We start from the raw sequence: 15,913 nt of genomic DNA, 5'->3' as shown, positions 1-15,913 counted from the left end.
CCAAAGCGTTGTTGTGAACAATGAAACCAAGAGGCTTGATATCCACGTCTAAACTTAAGTGCGCTATTTATAATACAGAATGGGAAAAGACACTATTCATCAATAGTATGAAGTGATATTACCCTGCCTTTCTAGCGCGACCAGAAAGGCAGGGATTTTTTTATTTCATCGCTAACATAATGCGTTTGGTGTTATCCAATTGCTCCATGCGTACTTTGGCAATTTTCATAAAATCATCACGCTGTTCCTCGGCAATGGGACGGGCTTTCGGTAAGTCCACAGTGCGAGGATTACGATGCACGCCATCAACAAGGAATTCGTAATGTAAATGGGCACCGGTGACCATTCCCGTGGCACCTAGGTAGCCGATGGTTTGCCCTTGTTTTACGGTTTCACCTTTCTTCACGCCCCGTTTTTTAAGGTGCAGATATTTGGTAACGTATTTTTCACCGTGCTGAATAAACACATAGTTACCATTGAAGCGGTTGTAGGACGCCTCGATAACTCGTCCATCGCCGGCGGCCATCACTGGCGTGCCTACAGCGGCAACATAATCGGTGCCGTTATGGGCTTTCCAGCGTTTTTGTACCGGATGAAAGCGCGCCTTAGTGAAGTTTGAACTAACATATTTAAAGTTAATGGGGGCGCGCAGAAAGCTTTTTCGCATACTCCGCCCTTCGGGAGTATAGTAGTTTCCGTCGTCAGCTTGAACGGCAACAAATCGCTCGCCTTGGTTAATAAATTCTGCCGCTACGATGTCTCCGTAACCCACAAACTCACCGTCTATGTAATTTTCTTCGTAGACGACATTAAATACATCGCCCTTACGAATACCCACCGCAAAATCGATGTCCCAACCGAAGATCCCTGCTAAATGCATGATTTGATTATCGGATAAGCCTGCATCAGCCCCAGCATTCCAAAAACTGCTACTGATTACCCCTTGAGCAAAATTGTAACGGGTCTCCGTATTTTTTGTTTCAAGCTCGGCTTTGAGTGATTGGTCGTCATCACTAGGAGAAATTAACAAGGTTTCTTTATAGGATACTTGATAGCGTAAGCCATCAAAGCCGCCTTGTTCGTTGGCTTTTAGTTGTAATTCGTCACCAGGGATCAGTGTTACCAGCGTTTTTGCTAGCTCTCCAGCTTGGGTGACTTCGTAAGTGTCGCGGGCAGAAAAACCTGCTCGCTTAAATATTTTGGCCAATGTGTCACCACGGCCTACTTTGAAGGTTTCCCAGCTACCTTCATCTTCCTCCAGTTCGAATGCTGGTGCATCGAGTACAGAAAGTTCCACTGGATAACGAACTCCGGCATCAAGGATCAAGGATTCCTGATGACGACTCGCTTCGACCGATTCAGATGGCAGAAGAATTAGCCCGCCTAAAAAAAGGCTGGCAATGGCCAATCCGGTTCGGTGTGGCTTGGGAAGTTTTTTTAACGTTTTTACTACCACGGTAATTATCAACCTCATAGATCTCACCCTTGTGAGAATATCGTGTTACAGCACGAGTTTCCACCAAAGAGCCTGTAAAATCCTATTATCATCGCACTAAGCACGCCTTTTTGACGGCGAAGTCTTTCAAAGGTTCACGGGTATGCGTAAAATGCCCGGTCTAATTTATCCCAATAACTGTAATGTGTGGAAATAGCATGACCGATTGGCAAAGCGCTTTAGCGGAAATTAAAAGGGGTACAGATGAAATTCTGCCCGAAGCTGAGTTAATTGAAAAACTCAAGTCAGGAAAAACGTTAACCATAAAAGCCGGGTTTGACCCGACGGCGCCGGACCTTCATCTTGGCCACACTGTGCTTATCAACAAGCTGCGCATCTTTCAACAGTTAGGCCACAATGTGGTTTTTCTTATTGGTGATTTTACCGGCCTGATTGGCGACCCTACGGGAAAAAATGTTACCCGTAAACCGCTGACCAAAGAGCAGGTACTAGAAAACGCAAAGACCTATCAAGAACAAGTATTTAAAATTCTTGATAAAGAGAAAACGCAAATTCGCTTTAACTCGGAATGGATGGACGAGCTTGGGGCCGCAGGTATGATTAAACTTGCCGCCAGCCAAACGGTAGCCAGAATGCTTGAGCGTGATGATTTTAAAAAGCGCTACAATAATGGCCAACCCATTGCCATCCACGAATTTCTCTACCCGCTGGTACAAGGTTGGGATTCGGTGGCGTTACAAGCCGATGTGGAAATGGGGGGAACCGATCAGCGTTTCAATTTGCTGATGGGGCGCGAACTGCAAAAGGAAAATGGTCAGGCGCAGCAAGCGGTTGTGATGGTGCCATTGTTAGAAGGCCTTGATGGCGTTCAAAAGATGTCAAAATCGCTGAATAATTACATCGGCATTACAGACGCACCCAATGACATGTTTGGTAAAGTGATGTCCATTTCCGATGACTTGATGTGGCGTTACTATGACCTGCTAAGCTTTAAACCCATCGAAGACGTGGTGGCGTTGAAAAAACAGGTCGCAGACGGGGCCAACCCCAGAGACATCAAGATCCTGTTAGCCAAAGAACTGATTGCCCGGTTCCATGATGACAATGCGGCAGAAAAAGCCCATGAAGACTTTATCCAACGCTTCCAGAAAAATGCCATTCCTGATGATATGCCTTCGGTAACAGTGGCACTCACCGATGGCAGCATCGCCATTGGGCATTTGCTGAAAGAGGCCAACCTCGTGGCATCTACGTCAGACGCCATGCGCATGATTAAACAAGGGGCAGTTAAAATTGACGGTGAAAAAGTGTCAGATACCCGTCTTTTATTGACTGAGCCCGGTGAACAGGTTTATCAAGTGGGCAAGCGTAAATTTGCTCGGGTTACCCTTACCAAGTAATGAAACTAAAAATGCCCGGCTTGATACCGGGCATTTTTTTCGTGGGGTTGTCCACCGATACCCGCTTCGGTGCGGTTTACATTTTGTCGATGGGTAAACCCGATTCTCGCCAGCCCATGATGTCGCCTTCCAAATGACTGACGTTCATGAACTCTTGTTGTTCAAGCTTTTTCATCGCAATGGTGGCGCGTCGCCCTGAGCGACAGTAAATAATCAGGGGTTTGTCTTTGGCTTCGCCAAGTTGGCCAATGTAGCGTTCAATGTCATCATGGGGCATATTTATGGCACCGGGAATATGCCCTTGTGCATATTCCTCTGGGCTTCTTACATCAATAAGTGTCCACTCTTGGCTTTTGACTTTTTCAAGCAAGAAAGACGACGGCGCCACTTTGTTATTACTGTTTGCTACTGCGTTTTCAGGCCAATAAAAAAATGCCGAGATAGCGACCAATGTGATAAGTGAAGCAAGAAGCAGCCATTTGGGCATGGTTATTACCTACCTTTTATAAAAATTTAGCCGAACGCCAAAGTTTATTCATTGGCTCATCGTTTAATATTACATCGATGTTGGGCGAGCAGTGTACCTTAACAAAAGAAAATTGTGCAGATCTTCTTATGCATTCACTGGATGAACATAACGTGCATACTGGTCATTAAAATAATAATGACACCGCATAACAATAATGAGGTATGTGAAATTGCCTGGATACAGCGGTACATATCTGAATATTTAACGTTCAATGGACCGCCAACGCGGTGGTAGCGCACCATATTGCCGCCATAAATAGCTGGGCCGCCTAATTTCACGCCTAAGCCTCCACCGCTTAATGCCAATAAGAATGACGTAGGATCACTGTGTTTACATTGCGTGATTGCTTTAAACCCTCGTACTGGATGGGTAACGATGGCAAGCATGAAAGCGCCGATAAATGCAGGCACTATGGCCAGTAATCGAGCTAATCGCCGGACGGGTAAGCCAAACCAATAATATCCTGGTAAACGCCAGTGCCACTCCCAGCTAAAGACCAATAGCAGCCTGTAACCTAAAGCAATGGCCGGCCCACCAATAAGAAACCAAAAAATCACACCGCATACTTGATAGTAGAAGCGTAAAAGCAAGCTTTCCATGGCCGCTTTGGCGATCCCTAAATCGGATAAACGCTGGCAGTCGCGGGCGACAATGGTACCAAGTATTTCCCGAGCTAATAGCTTTTGATCTTTGGCTAAGGCCGCCATGATACGGCGATATTGTCTTTTGGCCTGGGCAAAATCTAGCAGGCAAAGCAAAATGATAGCGTCAAAAAAAAGTGGATATTCAGCCATATAAACCAATAACGCCACTAGCACAACAAAGGGCGCGATGAGCACGATGGCACCTAAACTACCGGATATTCGGTGTTGTCTAGGTGGATCTGTCGCCTGGGGTTTCACTTTTTGCGCCATTCCTTTGGCTAATAAACGAAACAGGGTTAATGGGTGATACTTTTCCGGCCAACGCCACACGCTATTAATGGCTATTGCTAAAATAACAATAGCCAAGGTTTGCATGTGTGTACTCGATAAAACGGCATCCATACGTCAGTCTGCACTTAGGCGAGGCGAGCAATCATACCCATGACCAGTTCTGCGGAGTTTTTCGCGGCGGTATCGAGGTATTCCTGAAATGAGACAGTAGAGGTTTTGCCGGCAATATCAGAAAGAGAGCGAATCACTAAAAAGGGCGTGTCGGTTAAATAACAGGTTTGCCCAATTGCTGCCCCCTCCATTTCTACCGCCTTTAAAGAAGGAAAGGCCTGCAAAATGACCTGTGCTGCTTCGTCAGATCCGACAAAGGAATCACCAGTACAAATTAATCCCTGACGTTTTTTGATATCTGAAATCGCCGAGGTGGCGGAAGTAGCGGCATCTATCATGGTTTGATCGCAGGTATACTGCTCGGGCATGCCAGCACATTGCCCCTTTTCATAGCCAAAATGCGTGATGTCAACATCGTGATACTTAACCGCGGTGCCAATGACCACATCACCAATATCCAGCGCAGGATCGAAGCCCCCCGCCGAGCCGGTGTTGACCACATAATCAGGTTTGTACTGCTCGATTAGTACGGTTGTTGCAATGCCCGCAGCAACCTTACCAATACCGCATTTTACTAGCACCACCTCTGCGTTATTCAGTGTTCCTGTGAAAAACGTAAGGTGCTTCCATTGTCTAGTCTGACAGTTTTTAAGGGCCGATTTGATCAGGGCTATTTCCTGATCCATAGCGCCTAAAATACCAATTTTCATAGTGTTATCCGTCTAATCTGTTTTCTAAGTGTGACAAGTGTAACTGTACAGAGGGGTTACTGTGGCGTAATAGTAATATGAAAGTAGGTAAACTGACAGAATTAGAACAAAATAGGGTCGATAACTTTTGGGGGAGCGTTATCGACCCGAAAATAAAGCGGTGAAGGTACCCTTTTTTTATGCGGCGGCGCGACTTGAGCGGACCGGACGGGTAGGCCGTTTGGGTGGTGTCGGGTTCAACGTTGGAGTTTGTGCAATACGCTGTTGTTTGCGACGATAAGGCACTAATTTAGTTTCGATGCATTCTCTTATTTCTTCCAGCGAGTAACCGGTTTTTACTTTAATTCTGGCGTGGGGTAAACCTGCAGCATCTAGGGCGCCGGTCACGAAAAAGTCACGTTGAGACTTATATTTGTTTTTGCCATCGTTATATACCAGATCAATAGCCATGATTGGTGACATATCGTCTTTATCACACAGCACAAAATCCAGTTGTTTAGCGGCGGCGCGAGACATGGCTGAGGAGGCTTGCTTTTTGCCAGCTTGTGCTCTTACAGCGAGCACGTCGCTTAGGCGTACACGGCAAAGAATGCGAAATTCCCGCCCCACGGCCTGCTCGATGAGCTTTAAGAAGTTATGTTCCACTGGCGTAAAAAGTTGTGGCTTACGTCGAAAGGGAAAACTGATGCCGCTGTCTGACAATTTCATGGCACCTACTGTCACTACCATCAATAACATCATTAATATTATTGCAAATTCCATAATAACCCTCACAAAACCCGAATGATCGTCAAAAACATGACACTTTGGTGTCAGTTATTTGTTAGTAATGGGAGTATTGCAAAGCAAGTGCCATATCGCGTTATATGTTTATCGGAGGCGTATTTTCTTGTGGCGTCGGTGTTTACCCACAAAGATCTATGGCGGTAGCGTGATAACGGATTACTTTGATGTTGCAGATAGGTTTTGGCTATTGACCATCATATCAACCTGAGAGCCTTCGCTATCTGGCGAGACAATAACCCGTACGGCATTGTTGTCAGCCGTGAGCAATGTACGGCCTTGAAAAGTGGAACGTACTTTTAGCCCAGGGTAGGCCGTTTTATAGTGTTCAATAAGGGTTTGTTGTGGCGCCGAAGAATAAAACACCATGGTTGCAGGCTCTTGGGATTCGAAGCGTTGGCATAGTGTTGCCGTTCGCGGCATGGCAACAGCGTGAAACTCAGCAGGGCAGGGCTCATAGTGAGGGGTTTTGTTCGTTGACGCTTCTACAGGCATTAGGGCTGCGCTAACCACCAAAGCCATGCTTAGAGAGGCCATTTTTATTGTCATGCATTTAGCTCCAGTGTTTTTGCTTTTATAGCTAACGTATTGTCTTAGACTATAAGGAATTTTGAAAATTGCAACCACTGGACCAAGGTATGATCTTAAAAAATGGGCGTTTTTCACAAAAAAAGCCACGCAATAACCTTTGCGTGGCTTTCTATTTACTGGCGGGACGATTTAAACGCCTAAATAATCCATGATCCCATCAGCGGCTTTTCGGCCTTCATCGATGGCCGTAACCACAAGATCACTGCCTCGAACCATATCGCCGCCGGCAAAGATTTTCGGATTAGAGGTTTGGTAGGGGAATTTACCTTTAGACGGTGCAATTACCCGGCCTTTTTCGTCTAAAATAATACCGTACTCTGCAAACCAGTTGGCAGGGCTTGGCTGAAAACCAAAGGCGATAATAACCGCATCAGCTTCAAGCACATGTTCAGACCCTTCCACTTCCACAGGGCGTCGACGTCCATTGACATCTGGCGGCCCCATTTCGGTTTTTACAAATTTCACACCAGCGGCGGTACCATCATCATTAACAGCAATGTCCAGAGGTTGCAGGTTGAACATAAATTCCACCCCTTCTTCTCTGGCATTGATAACTTCACGGCGTGAACCAGGCATACTTTCTTCATCTCGACGATAAGCACAAATCACGTGCTTGGCACCTTGACGAATAGAAGTACGAACACAGTCCATGGTGGTATCACCGCCACCAAGTACAACGACCGTTTTGTCTTTCATATCAATGTAGTCTGAGGGGGACTTTTCCAGCCCCATTACCCGGTTGGTGTTAGCGATGAGGAAAGGTAACGCTTCAAATACTCCCTCAACATGCTCATTATCAAAGCCGCCTTGCATGGATTTGTAGGTTCCCATACCGAGAAAAACTGAGTCGTATTGGTCAAGGACGGTTTGGAAATCAATGTCTTTACCAATTTCAGTACTCATCACAAATTCCACACCCATTTCGGTGAAGATTTCACGACGACGTTTAATGACGTCTTTTTCTAACTTAAAGGATGGGATACCAAAGGTAAGTAACCCACCTATTTCTTCGTACTTATCAAAAACCACAGGTTTCACGCCGTTGCGTACAAGGACGTCTGCACAGGCTAAGCCAGCAGGTCCCGCACCGACAATGGCCACTTTTTTATTGGTCCATACCACATCGGACATATCGGGACGCCAGCCCATTTCAAATGCGGTGTCTGTGATGTACTTTTCAATACTGCCGATGGTGACCGCGCCGAACTCGTCATTTAGCGTACAAGCACCTTCACAAAGTCTGTCTTGAGGGCACACCCGTCCACACACTTCTGGCAAACTATTGGTTTTATGAGACAGCTCGGCTGCCTCTAAAATACGGCCTTCGTTGGCTAAAGCTAGCCATTGAGGGATGTAATTGTGTACGGGACATTTCCACTCACAATACGGGTTACCGCAGTCCAGGCAGCGATCTGCCTGGCCTTCTGTTTGTGACTGAGATAAGGGTTGGTAGATTTCAGCGAACTCACCTTTGCGCACCACGATCGGCTTCTTAGGCGGGTCAATCCGTTCTACGTCAACAAATTGGTATACATTTTTAGCCATTACTTCACCTATCTTGTTTATTGCGCCTGGATCCGCAGCTCATCGCTTGAGCGGCTGATATGACCCAACAGGTTCTTCACTTCACTGGTTTTAGGTTTAATTAACTTAATACGCTTAAGCGATTCAGCGAAGTTAGTGAGTAACGACAGAGAGTGTTCACTGCCGGTTTCTTCATAGTGCTGATTAATCAGACCACGTAAATGCTCTGCAAGGATCACCTTGTCACCAATGTCCATGATCTCTACCAGTTCAGGGTTCACCCGATTGTCTAGATCACCGGTTTCATCAAGTAGGTAAGCAAAACCGCCTGTCATACCGGCACCGAAGTTTACACCTACACTGCCTAACACGGCGACAATACCGCCAGTCATGTATTCACAACCGTTGTCACCAATGCCTTCGACCACGGCGGTAACCCCTGAGTTACGAACGGCAAAGCGTTCACCGGCACGTCCTGCAGCAAATAACTTACCGCCGGTTGCTCCGTATAAGCAGGTGTTACCCATGATGGCACTATTATGAGCATCAAAACTGATATTTCTGGGCGGATAGATAACCAGTTTACCACCGGTCATACCTTTACCGACGTAATCATTGGCATCGCCTTCAATACGCATGTGCAGACCACCGGCATTCCAGACCCCAAAGCTTTGTCCCGCGGTACCTGTGAACTGTACTTCTACGGGGACATCTTCCATATCGTGATTACCATGGTGTTTTGCAATTTCACCTGACAACATGGCACCTACCGAGCGATCGGTATTTCGAATGGGGTAGCGTAATTGAATACCTTTACCCGCCTTAACCGCCTTTTGGGCGTCGTTTAGCAGTTGAACGTTAAGTTCACCTCTATCCATGGGCTGGTTAGTGGTTTCTGAACAGAACAAGCGGGTGTGTTCGCCCTCTACTGGCGTTGCCAGTAATGGTGAAAGATCCAGCTTGTTTTGCTTGGCAGAAATTCCATCTATGACTTTCAGCAAATCAGTGCGTCCCACAAGTTCATCGAATTTGCGTACGCCCAGTGCGGCCATAATTTCCCGCACTTCCTGCGCAATGAACTTAAAGTAGTTCATGACCATTTCAGGCAAGCCAATGAAATGTTCTTCGCGCAGTTTTTGATCTTGTGTTGCTACACCGGTGGCGCAGTTATTCAAGTGACAAATTCTTAGGTATTTACACCCTAACGCCACCATAGGACCAGTACCAAAGCCGAAGCTTTCAGCACCCAAACAGGCTGCTTTTACTACATCTAAGCCCGTTTTTAAGCCCCCATCGGTTTGTACTCGAACTTTATGGCGTAGCCCATTTTCAATAAGGGCTTGCTGGGTTTCTGCTAAACCTAATTCAAAGGGACTGCCTGCGTATTTCACTGACGTTAATGGGCTTGCACCTGTACCACCGTCATAGCCAGAAATGGTAATGAGGTCAGCATAGGCTTTAGCGACGCCGGTAGCAATGGTACCCACACCAGGTTCAGACACCAGTTTCACAGAGATAAGTGCACTGGGGTTGACCTGTTTTAAGTCAAAAATCAACTGAGCCAAATCTTCAATAGAATATATATCGTGATGAGGCGGAGGAGAAATTAAGGTAACACCGGGTACCGAGAAACGTAATTGGGCAATGTATTTGTTGACCTTGTCACCCGGTAACTGACCGCCTTCGCCAGGCTTGGCTCCTTGGGCGACCTTAATTTGTATTACATTGGCATTAACCAAGTAATGGGGCGTGACACCAAAGCGGCCGGACGCCACCTGTTTAATCTTGGAGTTCTTGTCTGTACCGAAACGGGAAGGGTGTTCACCACCCTCGCCAGAATTCGATTGTCCACCCAAACGGTTCATGGCAATGGCCAGGGCTTCGTGAGCTTCAGGGCTTAACGCACCGATGGACATGGCCGCAGTATCAAAACGGCGGAACAAGTTGGTATCTTCTTCTACTTCACTGATATCAATGGCTTCATTGGGCGAATTTAACGCCAATAGATCGCGGAAGTGAGACGGCGCACGCTCGTTGACATGTTTCGCATATACTTGGTAGTCAGAATATTCGCCTGACACCACAGCGGTTTGCAGCGATTTAACCACATCAGGGTTGTACGCATGATATTCCCCATCGTGAACGTACTTCAGTAGTCCACCATGAGAAAGTTGTTTGCGTTTAAGCCAAGCCACGCGGCTTTGATTGATGAGATCCTGTTCGAAATCCTCAAAACCTGCACCTTGAATACGCGATGGCACACCCTTAAAGCAAAGGTTAACCACGTCGCTATTGATGCCAATGGCTTCAAACAGTTTAGCTGAACGGTAGCTAGCTACGGTACTGATGCCCATCTTGGACATGATCTTATACAGACCTTTGTTAATCCCTTTGCGATAGTTCAGTACCGCATCGGTAACACTGCCGGCTAACTCGCCTTTTTCACATAACTGTTCAATGGTTTCGTAGGCGAGGAACGGATAAACCGCGGTTGCCCCTAAGCCGATCAATACAGCGAAATGATGGGGATCACGGGCACTGGCGGTTTCCACTACGATATTGGCATCGCAGCGCATTTGTTTATCGACCAGACGGCGATGCACCGCGCCGGTGGCCATCGCCGCCGGAATGGTTAATCTGTCTTTTTTGATGTTTCGGTCAGACAAGATAACAAACGCGGCTCGTTTTTGCTTAACCAGGTACTCCACTTCATTACAAATACGTTCGATGGCTTTGCGCAGCCCTTCTTCCTGTTTGTATTGAAGCTCTATTTTTTCTGAATAGTAGTACTCAGGATTGAATTCCCGCAGTTGTTTTAAGTCGGTATATACCAGTACTGGGGAATCAAACAAAACTCGGTCAGCGTAACCTGATGTTTCGCTAAAGACATTTTGTTCGCGACCAATACAGGTGGCCAAAGACATAACGTGGTTTTCACGCAATGGGTCAATGGGCGGATTGGTTACCTGTGCAAATTGTTGGCGGAAGTAATCGTAGATAGTACGTGACTTCGAAGACAGCACTGCCATAGGCGTATCATCGCCCATAGAGCCCACGGCTTCTTGGCCATCTTTGGCCAACACTTTGATGATTTGCTGAATTTCTTCATAGCTGTAATTGAAGAGTTTGTGATAAACACCGATGGTGTCATCGTCAAATACCCGTTTGCCTAGCTCGGAAGAATCCACTTCTTCAATGGGTGCTAGATGGCGGATATGTTTGGCTAACCATTCTTTATAGGGATGGCGATCTTTTAATTCAGCGTCAATTTCATTCGAACGCCAGATTTTGCCATTGTAGGTGTCCACCGCCAGCATTTCACCGGGACCAACGCGCCCTTTTTCAATAACATCTTTTTGATCGTAATCCCAAATACCGACTTCAGAAGCTAACGTAATGAAGCCGTTTTTGGTGATCACATAACGGGCAGGGCGTAAGCCATTGCGGTCGAGGTTACAGGCAACGTGGCGACCATTGGTCATGACGATACCTGCCGGCCCATCCCAAGGTTCCATGTGCATGGAATTGAATTCGTAGAAAGCCCGTAAGTCATCGTCCATGGTGGCGTTGTTTTGATACGCCGGTGGTACCAGAAGACGCATCGCGCGGAATAAGTCCATTCCGCCAGCAAGAAACAGTTCGAGCATGTTATCTAGCGACGATGAATCAGACCCTTCTGTATTTACATAAGGGGCAGCATCTTTAAGGTCGGGGATAAGCGGGGTAGAAAATTTACCCGAACGGGCCAATGCCCAGTCGCGGTTACCTTTAATGGTGTTAATTTCACCATTATGGGCAAGAAAACGGAACGGCTGCGCCAACGGCCATTTCGGTAAGGTATTGGTTGAGAAACGTTGGTGAAATACGCAAATTGCGCTTTTCAGTCGTTCGTCGGCTAAATCCAAGTAAAAAGCCGGTAAATCTCGGGGCATGACCAACCCTTTATAGATGGTCACTAAGCCAGATAAACACGCGACGTAAAAGTCAGGATCGGCTTCTAAGCGTTTCTCGGCACGTCGGCGTACCATAAATAAACGGCGTTCTAGATCCCGTTTGCGCCACCCTGCAGGGGCGTTAACAAAGACCTGTTCAATTTGAGGAACCCCAGAAAGCGCTAACTCACCCAGTACTTCATGGTTTACCGGCACAGCGCGCCAGCCCACTACGGTCAGGGTTTCTTTCTCTAGTTCTTCATTTAATACGTCTCGCGCTGCTTGCGCAAGTTCGGTGTCCTGATTGAGAAAAACCATGCCAACGGCATATTTTTTACTCAGTTTCCAACCATTTTCATCGGCAATTGCCTGAAAGAAGGCATCCGGTTTTTGTAACAGTAAACCACAGCCATCACCGGTTTTACCGTCGGCGGCAATACCACCTCGGTGCTGCATTCTATCCAGGCCTTGAATAGCAGTCTCAACCAGTGTGTGACTGGCTTCCCCATGGGTGTGGGCGATTAAACCAAAACCACAGTTGTCCCGGGAATCATTGGGATTGTATAAACTCATCTTTAAAAACTCCTTCAACCTTCGACTGGGCAAGGCAAGTGTTGGATCGTGGTCCGCGGAGGGTCGCGCATCGCAACAATTTTAGTATAGACGTCTACGTGAGATGGAAAAACCAAATCTGTAGCGTCTATTAATGTCGTTAATTATTATTAGTAGGACGCCAGTCGTTAACCGCATTTTTATGCATGATTGCTCAGCGGGCCGTACAAAATACATACATTGCTAAGCAAAATCAAATGTTAATAAACGACTGATACCCTGTATTTTTTGTATTTATGAAAAAGGTTTTTATATTCAGTGATTTGGGCGATCATTAAGTGTGGTTATATTTTGCTCTTGATGGCTAAAAATATATCACTACAGAATAATCGTACTTTGTAGCAGGCTGTTTAATAATTTTTATTTTGAATAATCATTCATTTTTATTGTTTATTTATATAGATTTAGGCGGGTAAATATGAATGATTATAATTTGTTGACAGACTGCACGCGTTTCACCAAATACCCATGCTCTTCTGACATAGTCTATTTACCTCAATATACAGCGGGAAAGATAAGAGTGCAAAGGATGAGCAAAAACTGGCACAAAGTGACATGCAGCGTGTAAGTTGGTCAGGGTTTTGCTTAAGTCTATGTAACGGTGGATGAGTGTGGCGCACTGGGAAAAGTTGTAAGCACAGCTACTGTTAATCCGTTTTCCTTTTAAGCTATGGGTTATTAATAATTTTTGGAGATAAAACAATGAGATATGATTTGGTCGACGACGAAGATATGGATGGCATTGCAGTGCCTGGCTATAATTAACGTAACATACGGTACGCGGGAAGGCGTTTACGTGTCCCAACTTCCCGCGTTCTGCACCAGTATGGCGCAACTCTGTCGTTATACGGCAACACATTCTTCCGCTTTTTTCTTTTTCTTCCCTTTATATATGACCTACCCAGTAGGCTTTACCATCTTCCCGTGATATAAGTGCATTAAGACTAGATTTACTCTGCAGTTTGTTTTTTATGCATCAAGACTCACCTAACGATTCATGGGCTATCAAGTTTGCTCAATTTATAAAGCGTTTTGGCACTCTCAAGTTAAGTATCTTGTTTGTGGTGGTTACGTTAGTTTTTACCCTCGGCGGCTCGTATGTTATTCGCGTGGCTATGGGGTACTCAGTACAACCGGATGACTTCATTATTGCTGTCGTGCTGACAATGATGTCTGCGCCCTGGGTGTTGTACTTTTTAAGCGAACTGGTTAAACAACTGGAAACGTCTCGCACCAACCTCAAAGAGGTGGTGAGTCAACTTGAGCGCCTGCGTGAAGAAGATGTATTTTTAAACCGAGAATTACAAAGCAATATACGTCAGCTTAATCACGAAATGGAGCAACGTCGTAAGGCCCAAGAAGACAGAGAAGCGGTATTTAAAGATCTAGAAAAAGAAATTGAAGAAAAATCTCAATCTGAACAACAAGCACGACATCTATCTACATTGTTGCGTTCTATTATCGATGCCTCGCCGGATCTTATCTACTATCGCAACGAAGAAGGGCGCTTCGCCGGCTGTAACCGTATTGCCGAGATGTTAACCGGAAAAACCGAAGAAGAATTAGTGGGGTTAACCCTTCACGACGTGTTTGAAGAGGAGTTAGCCCGGCAGATCGTCGCTTCTGATCATGAAGTGTTAGAAAATAACGCGGGTATGACAGAAGAGTTGTGGTTACGGTTTGCAGATGATCGACGCCGATATTTTGAAATGAAACGGGTTCCGTTTTTTGATAATGAAGGCAAACGGTTGGGCCTACTGGCCTTCGGCCGTGATATGACCGAACGCAAGCAAGCCGAGAATGCTGCGGCGAAAGCCAGTACCGACAAAACACGCTTTATCGCCACCATTTCCCACGAGTTACGTACCCCTCTAAACGGTATTGTCGGGCTAAGTCGTATGTTACGTGACACGGAATTGTCCGAAGAGCAATTCAGCTGGGTAAGTACGATCTATGCCAGTGCCATCACACTGGGCAATATATTTAACGACATCATCGACCTGGATAAGTTAGATCGAGATAAACTAGAGCTGAGTTTAAAAACCGTTTCTTTGCGAGATTTCACGCAGGAACTGTCGAGCATTATTCGTTTACTCGCTGCTGATAAATCGCTGGAATTAAAAACCAATATTATCGAACCCTTACCCGATTTAGTTGAAGTTGACGGTACTCGGTTGCGTCAAATTTTGTGGAATATCTTGTTCAATGCGGTGAAGTTCACGCAAAAAGGACACGTGAAGTTAAGTGTCTCTGCGACACCCGCGAAAGATGACATGACACAAGTAACCTACATCATCGAAGATACCGGTGTGGGCATACCTGAAGTGGAATTGGATAAAATATTTGCCATGTATTATCAGGTTGATCATCCGGATCATCAATCTGCTACTGGTACGGGTATTGGCCTGGCTATTTGTAAGCAGATGGTCGATTTGATGCACGGCACTATCGATGTATCCAGTGACGTAGGCAAGGGCACACGCTTTGAGATTACCTTACCGCTGCATATCTCGAAACGGCCCATGCAGGTATCGCAATTGCAAGTAACCGACCTTAACATCTTGTTAGTGGAAGATATCGAATTAAATGTCATGGTGGCAAAAGCACTATTGGAAAAGCTAGGTCAAACCGTTGATGTCGCCATGACAGGGCAAGAAGCTATTGATAAGGCAAGAAACAATCAATATGACCTGATTTTACTTGATATACAGCTGCCAGATATGACCGGCTTTGACGTGGCAAATACCCTGCGAGATGAAGATTTAGTAATGGGCACGCCTATGGTTGCCCTTACCGCAAACGTAATTAAAAAGCGCGAAGAATACCTGCAAAATGGTATGGATGATGTTATCGCTAAGCCGATTAAGAAAAGCCGTGTTATTGAAGTGTTCAACAGCTTGTTTACCGAGCCTGCAGCTCCCCTTGATACCGAGGTAGCCAGTAAGCCGAAAACCGACCGAAGCAAAGCGCTGTCGACCATTTTAGATATGGAACTGTTGCAAATGCTTATCGACACCATTGGGGAAGATATGGTGCGGGCAAGCGTTAAAGTATTCCAAGAGAAAATGCCGGAATATATGGAGATCTTGCAACTCAGTTTAAGCGCAGATGAAAAATCTGAAGTCTGCTCCCAAGCCCATAAAATAAAAGGGGCTGCCGGCTCCGTAGGGTTAGCTCGTGTGCAGCGTATTGCCAATCAAATTCAACAAGGTGATCATCCTGCTTGGTGGCAGAATGTGCATGATTGGGTTGAAGAGCTACAAATGGCCGTGGCCCATGATATGAAAACACTTCATGAGTGGCTTAATCAGCAAATGATTGAAGACTAGG

General features: G+C 46.0%; 10 protein-coding genes. 2 read left to right on the top strand and 8 right to left on the bottom strand.

Going from position 1 to position 15,913, the window contains the following annotated elements; translation table 11 throughout:
- Positions 1-160: 160 nt before the first annotated feature.
- Positions 161-1,474: a peptidoglycan DD-metalloendopeptidase family protein gene (locus KO501_RS14790; protein ID WP_216030435.1), complete on the bottom strand. Its 1,314-nt coding sequence runs from the start codon at positions 1,472-1,474 to the stop codon at positions 161-163.
- A gap of 179 nt (positions 1,475-1,653) precedes the next feature.
- Here KO501_RS14790 and tyrS point away from each other — a divergent pair, with 179 nt between their 5' ends.
- Complete coding sequence (gene tyrS / locus KO501_RS14785; protein ID WP_216030434.1) at positions 1,654-2,856, top strand: tyrosine--tRNA ligase; 1,203 nt, start codon at positions 1,654-1,656, stop codon at positions 2,854-2,856.
- 76 nt (positions 2,857-2,932) lie between these two features.
- Here tyrS and KO501_RS14780 read toward each other — a convergent pair whose 3' ends face one another.
- The 7 genes from KO501_RS14780 to gltB all read right to left on the bottom strand — a co-directional run bounded on the left by KO501_RS14780 (position 2,933) and on the right by gltB (position 12,544).
- On the bottom strand, positions 2,933-3,343 hold the full coding sequence (locus KO501_RS14780; protein WP_216030433.1) for a rhodanese-like domain-containing protein: 411 nt from the start codon (positions 3,341-3,343) through the stop codon (positions 2,933-2,935).
- 134 nt (positions 3,344-3,477) lie between these two features.
- Positions 3,478-4,431, bottom strand: a complete 954-nt coding sequence (locus tag KO501_RS14775) for a cobalamin biosynthesis protein (RefSeq protein WP_216030432.1) — start codon at positions 4,429-4,431, stop codon at positions 3,478-3,480.
- A gap of 14 nt (positions 4,432-4,445) precedes the next feature.
- Positions 4,446-5,141, bottom strand: a complete 696-nt coding sequence (locus KO501_RS14770; protein WP_216030431.1) for a 5'-methylthioadenosine/adenosylhomocysteine nucleosidase — start codon at positions 5,139-5,141, stop codon at positions 4,446-4,448.
- Between the two features lie 177 nt (positions 5,142-5,318).
- Positions 5,319-5,903 carry a DUF2726 domain-containing protein gene (locus KO501_RS14765; protein ID WP_216030430.1) on the bottom strand — a complete coding sequence of 195 codons (585 nt, stop codon included), beginning with the start codon at positions 5,901-5,903 and terminating at the stop codon, positions 5,319-5,321.
- Between the two features lie 180 nt (positions 5,904-6,083).
- Entirely contained in the window at positions 6,084-6,473 is a 390-nt protein-coding gene (locus tag KO501_RS14760; protein WP_216030429.1) for a hypothetical protein, read from the bottom strand.
- Between the two features lie 171 nt (positions 6,474-6,644).
- Positions 6,645-8,060, bottom strand: coding sequence for an FAD-dependent oxidoreductase (locus KO501_RS14755; RefSeq protein ID WP_216030428.1), 1,416 nt, complete (start codon positions 8,058-8,060; stop codon positions 6,645-6,647).
- Positions 8,061-8,077: 17 nt separating this feature from the next.
- Complete coding sequence (gene gltB / locus KO501_RS14750; RefSeq protein WP_216030427.1) at positions 8,078-12,544, bottom strand: glutamate synthase large subunit; 4,467 nt, start codon at positions 12,542-12,544, stop codon at positions 8,078-8,080.
- Positions 12,545-13,554: 1,010 nt separating this feature from the next.
- Between gltB and arcB the strand changes: the two genes are divergently transcribed.
- On the top strand, positions 13,555-15,912 hold the full coding sequence (gene arcB, locus KO501_RS14745; RefSeq protein WP_216030426.1) for an aerobic respiration two-component sensor histidine kinase ArcB: 2,358 nt from the start codon (positions 13,555-13,557) through the stop codon (positions 15,910-15,912).
- The last annotated feature ends 1 nt before the right edge of the window (position 15,913 follow it).

Source organism: Alteromonas sp. C1M14 (genome assembly GCF_018860965.1).
Lineage (GTDB): Bacteria > Pseudomonadota > Gammaproteobacteria > Enterobacterales > Alteromonadaceae > Alteromonas.
This window is presented reverse-complemented; position numbering and strand designations above follow the sequence as displayed.

What these genes read in the sequence shown, in the direction of transcription:
- KO501_RS14760 (WP_216030429.1), bottom strand. Translation starts at nt 6,473, where the DNA reads ATGACAATAAAAATGGCCTCTCTAAGCATGGCTTTGGTGGTTAGCGCA.
- KO501_RS14780 (WP_216030433.1), bottom strand. Translation starts at nt 3,343, where the DNA reads ATGCCCAAATGGCTGCTTCTTGCTTCACTTATCACATTGGTCGCTATC.
- arcB (WP_216030426.1), top strand. Translation starts at nt 13,555, where the DNA reads ATGCATCAAGACTCACCTAACGATTCATGGGCTATCAAGTTTGCTCAA.
- KO501_RS14775 (WP_216030432.1), bottom strand. Translation starts at nt 4,431, where the DNA reads ATGGATGCCGTTTTATCGAGTACACACATGCAAACCTTGGCTATTGTT.
- KO501_RS14765 (WP_216030430.1), bottom strand. Translation starts at nt 5,903, where the DNA reads ATGGAATTTGCAATAATATTAATGATGTTATTGATGGTAGTGACAGTA.
- tyrS (WP_216030434.1), top strand. Translation starts at nt 1,654, where the DNA reads ATGACCGATTGGCAAAGCGCTTTAGCGGAAATTAAAAGGGGTACAGAT.
- KO501_RS14790 (WP_216030435.1), bottom strand. Translation starts at nt 1,474, where the DNA reads ATGAGGTTGATAATTACCGTGGTAGTAAAAACGTTAAAAAAACTTCCC.
- KO501_RS14755 (WP_216030428.1), bottom strand. Translation starts at nt 8,060, where the DNA reads ATGGCTAAAAATGTATACCAATTTGTTGACGTAGAACGGATTGACCCG.
- KO501_RS14770 (WP_216030431.1), bottom strand. Translation starts at nt 5,141, where the DNA reads ATGAAAATTGGTATTTTAGGCGCTATGGATCAGGAAATAGCCCTGATC.
- gltB (WP_216030427.1), bottom strand. Translation starts at nt 12,544, where the DNA reads ATGAGTTTATACAATCCCAATGATTCCCGGGACAACTGTGGTTTTGGT.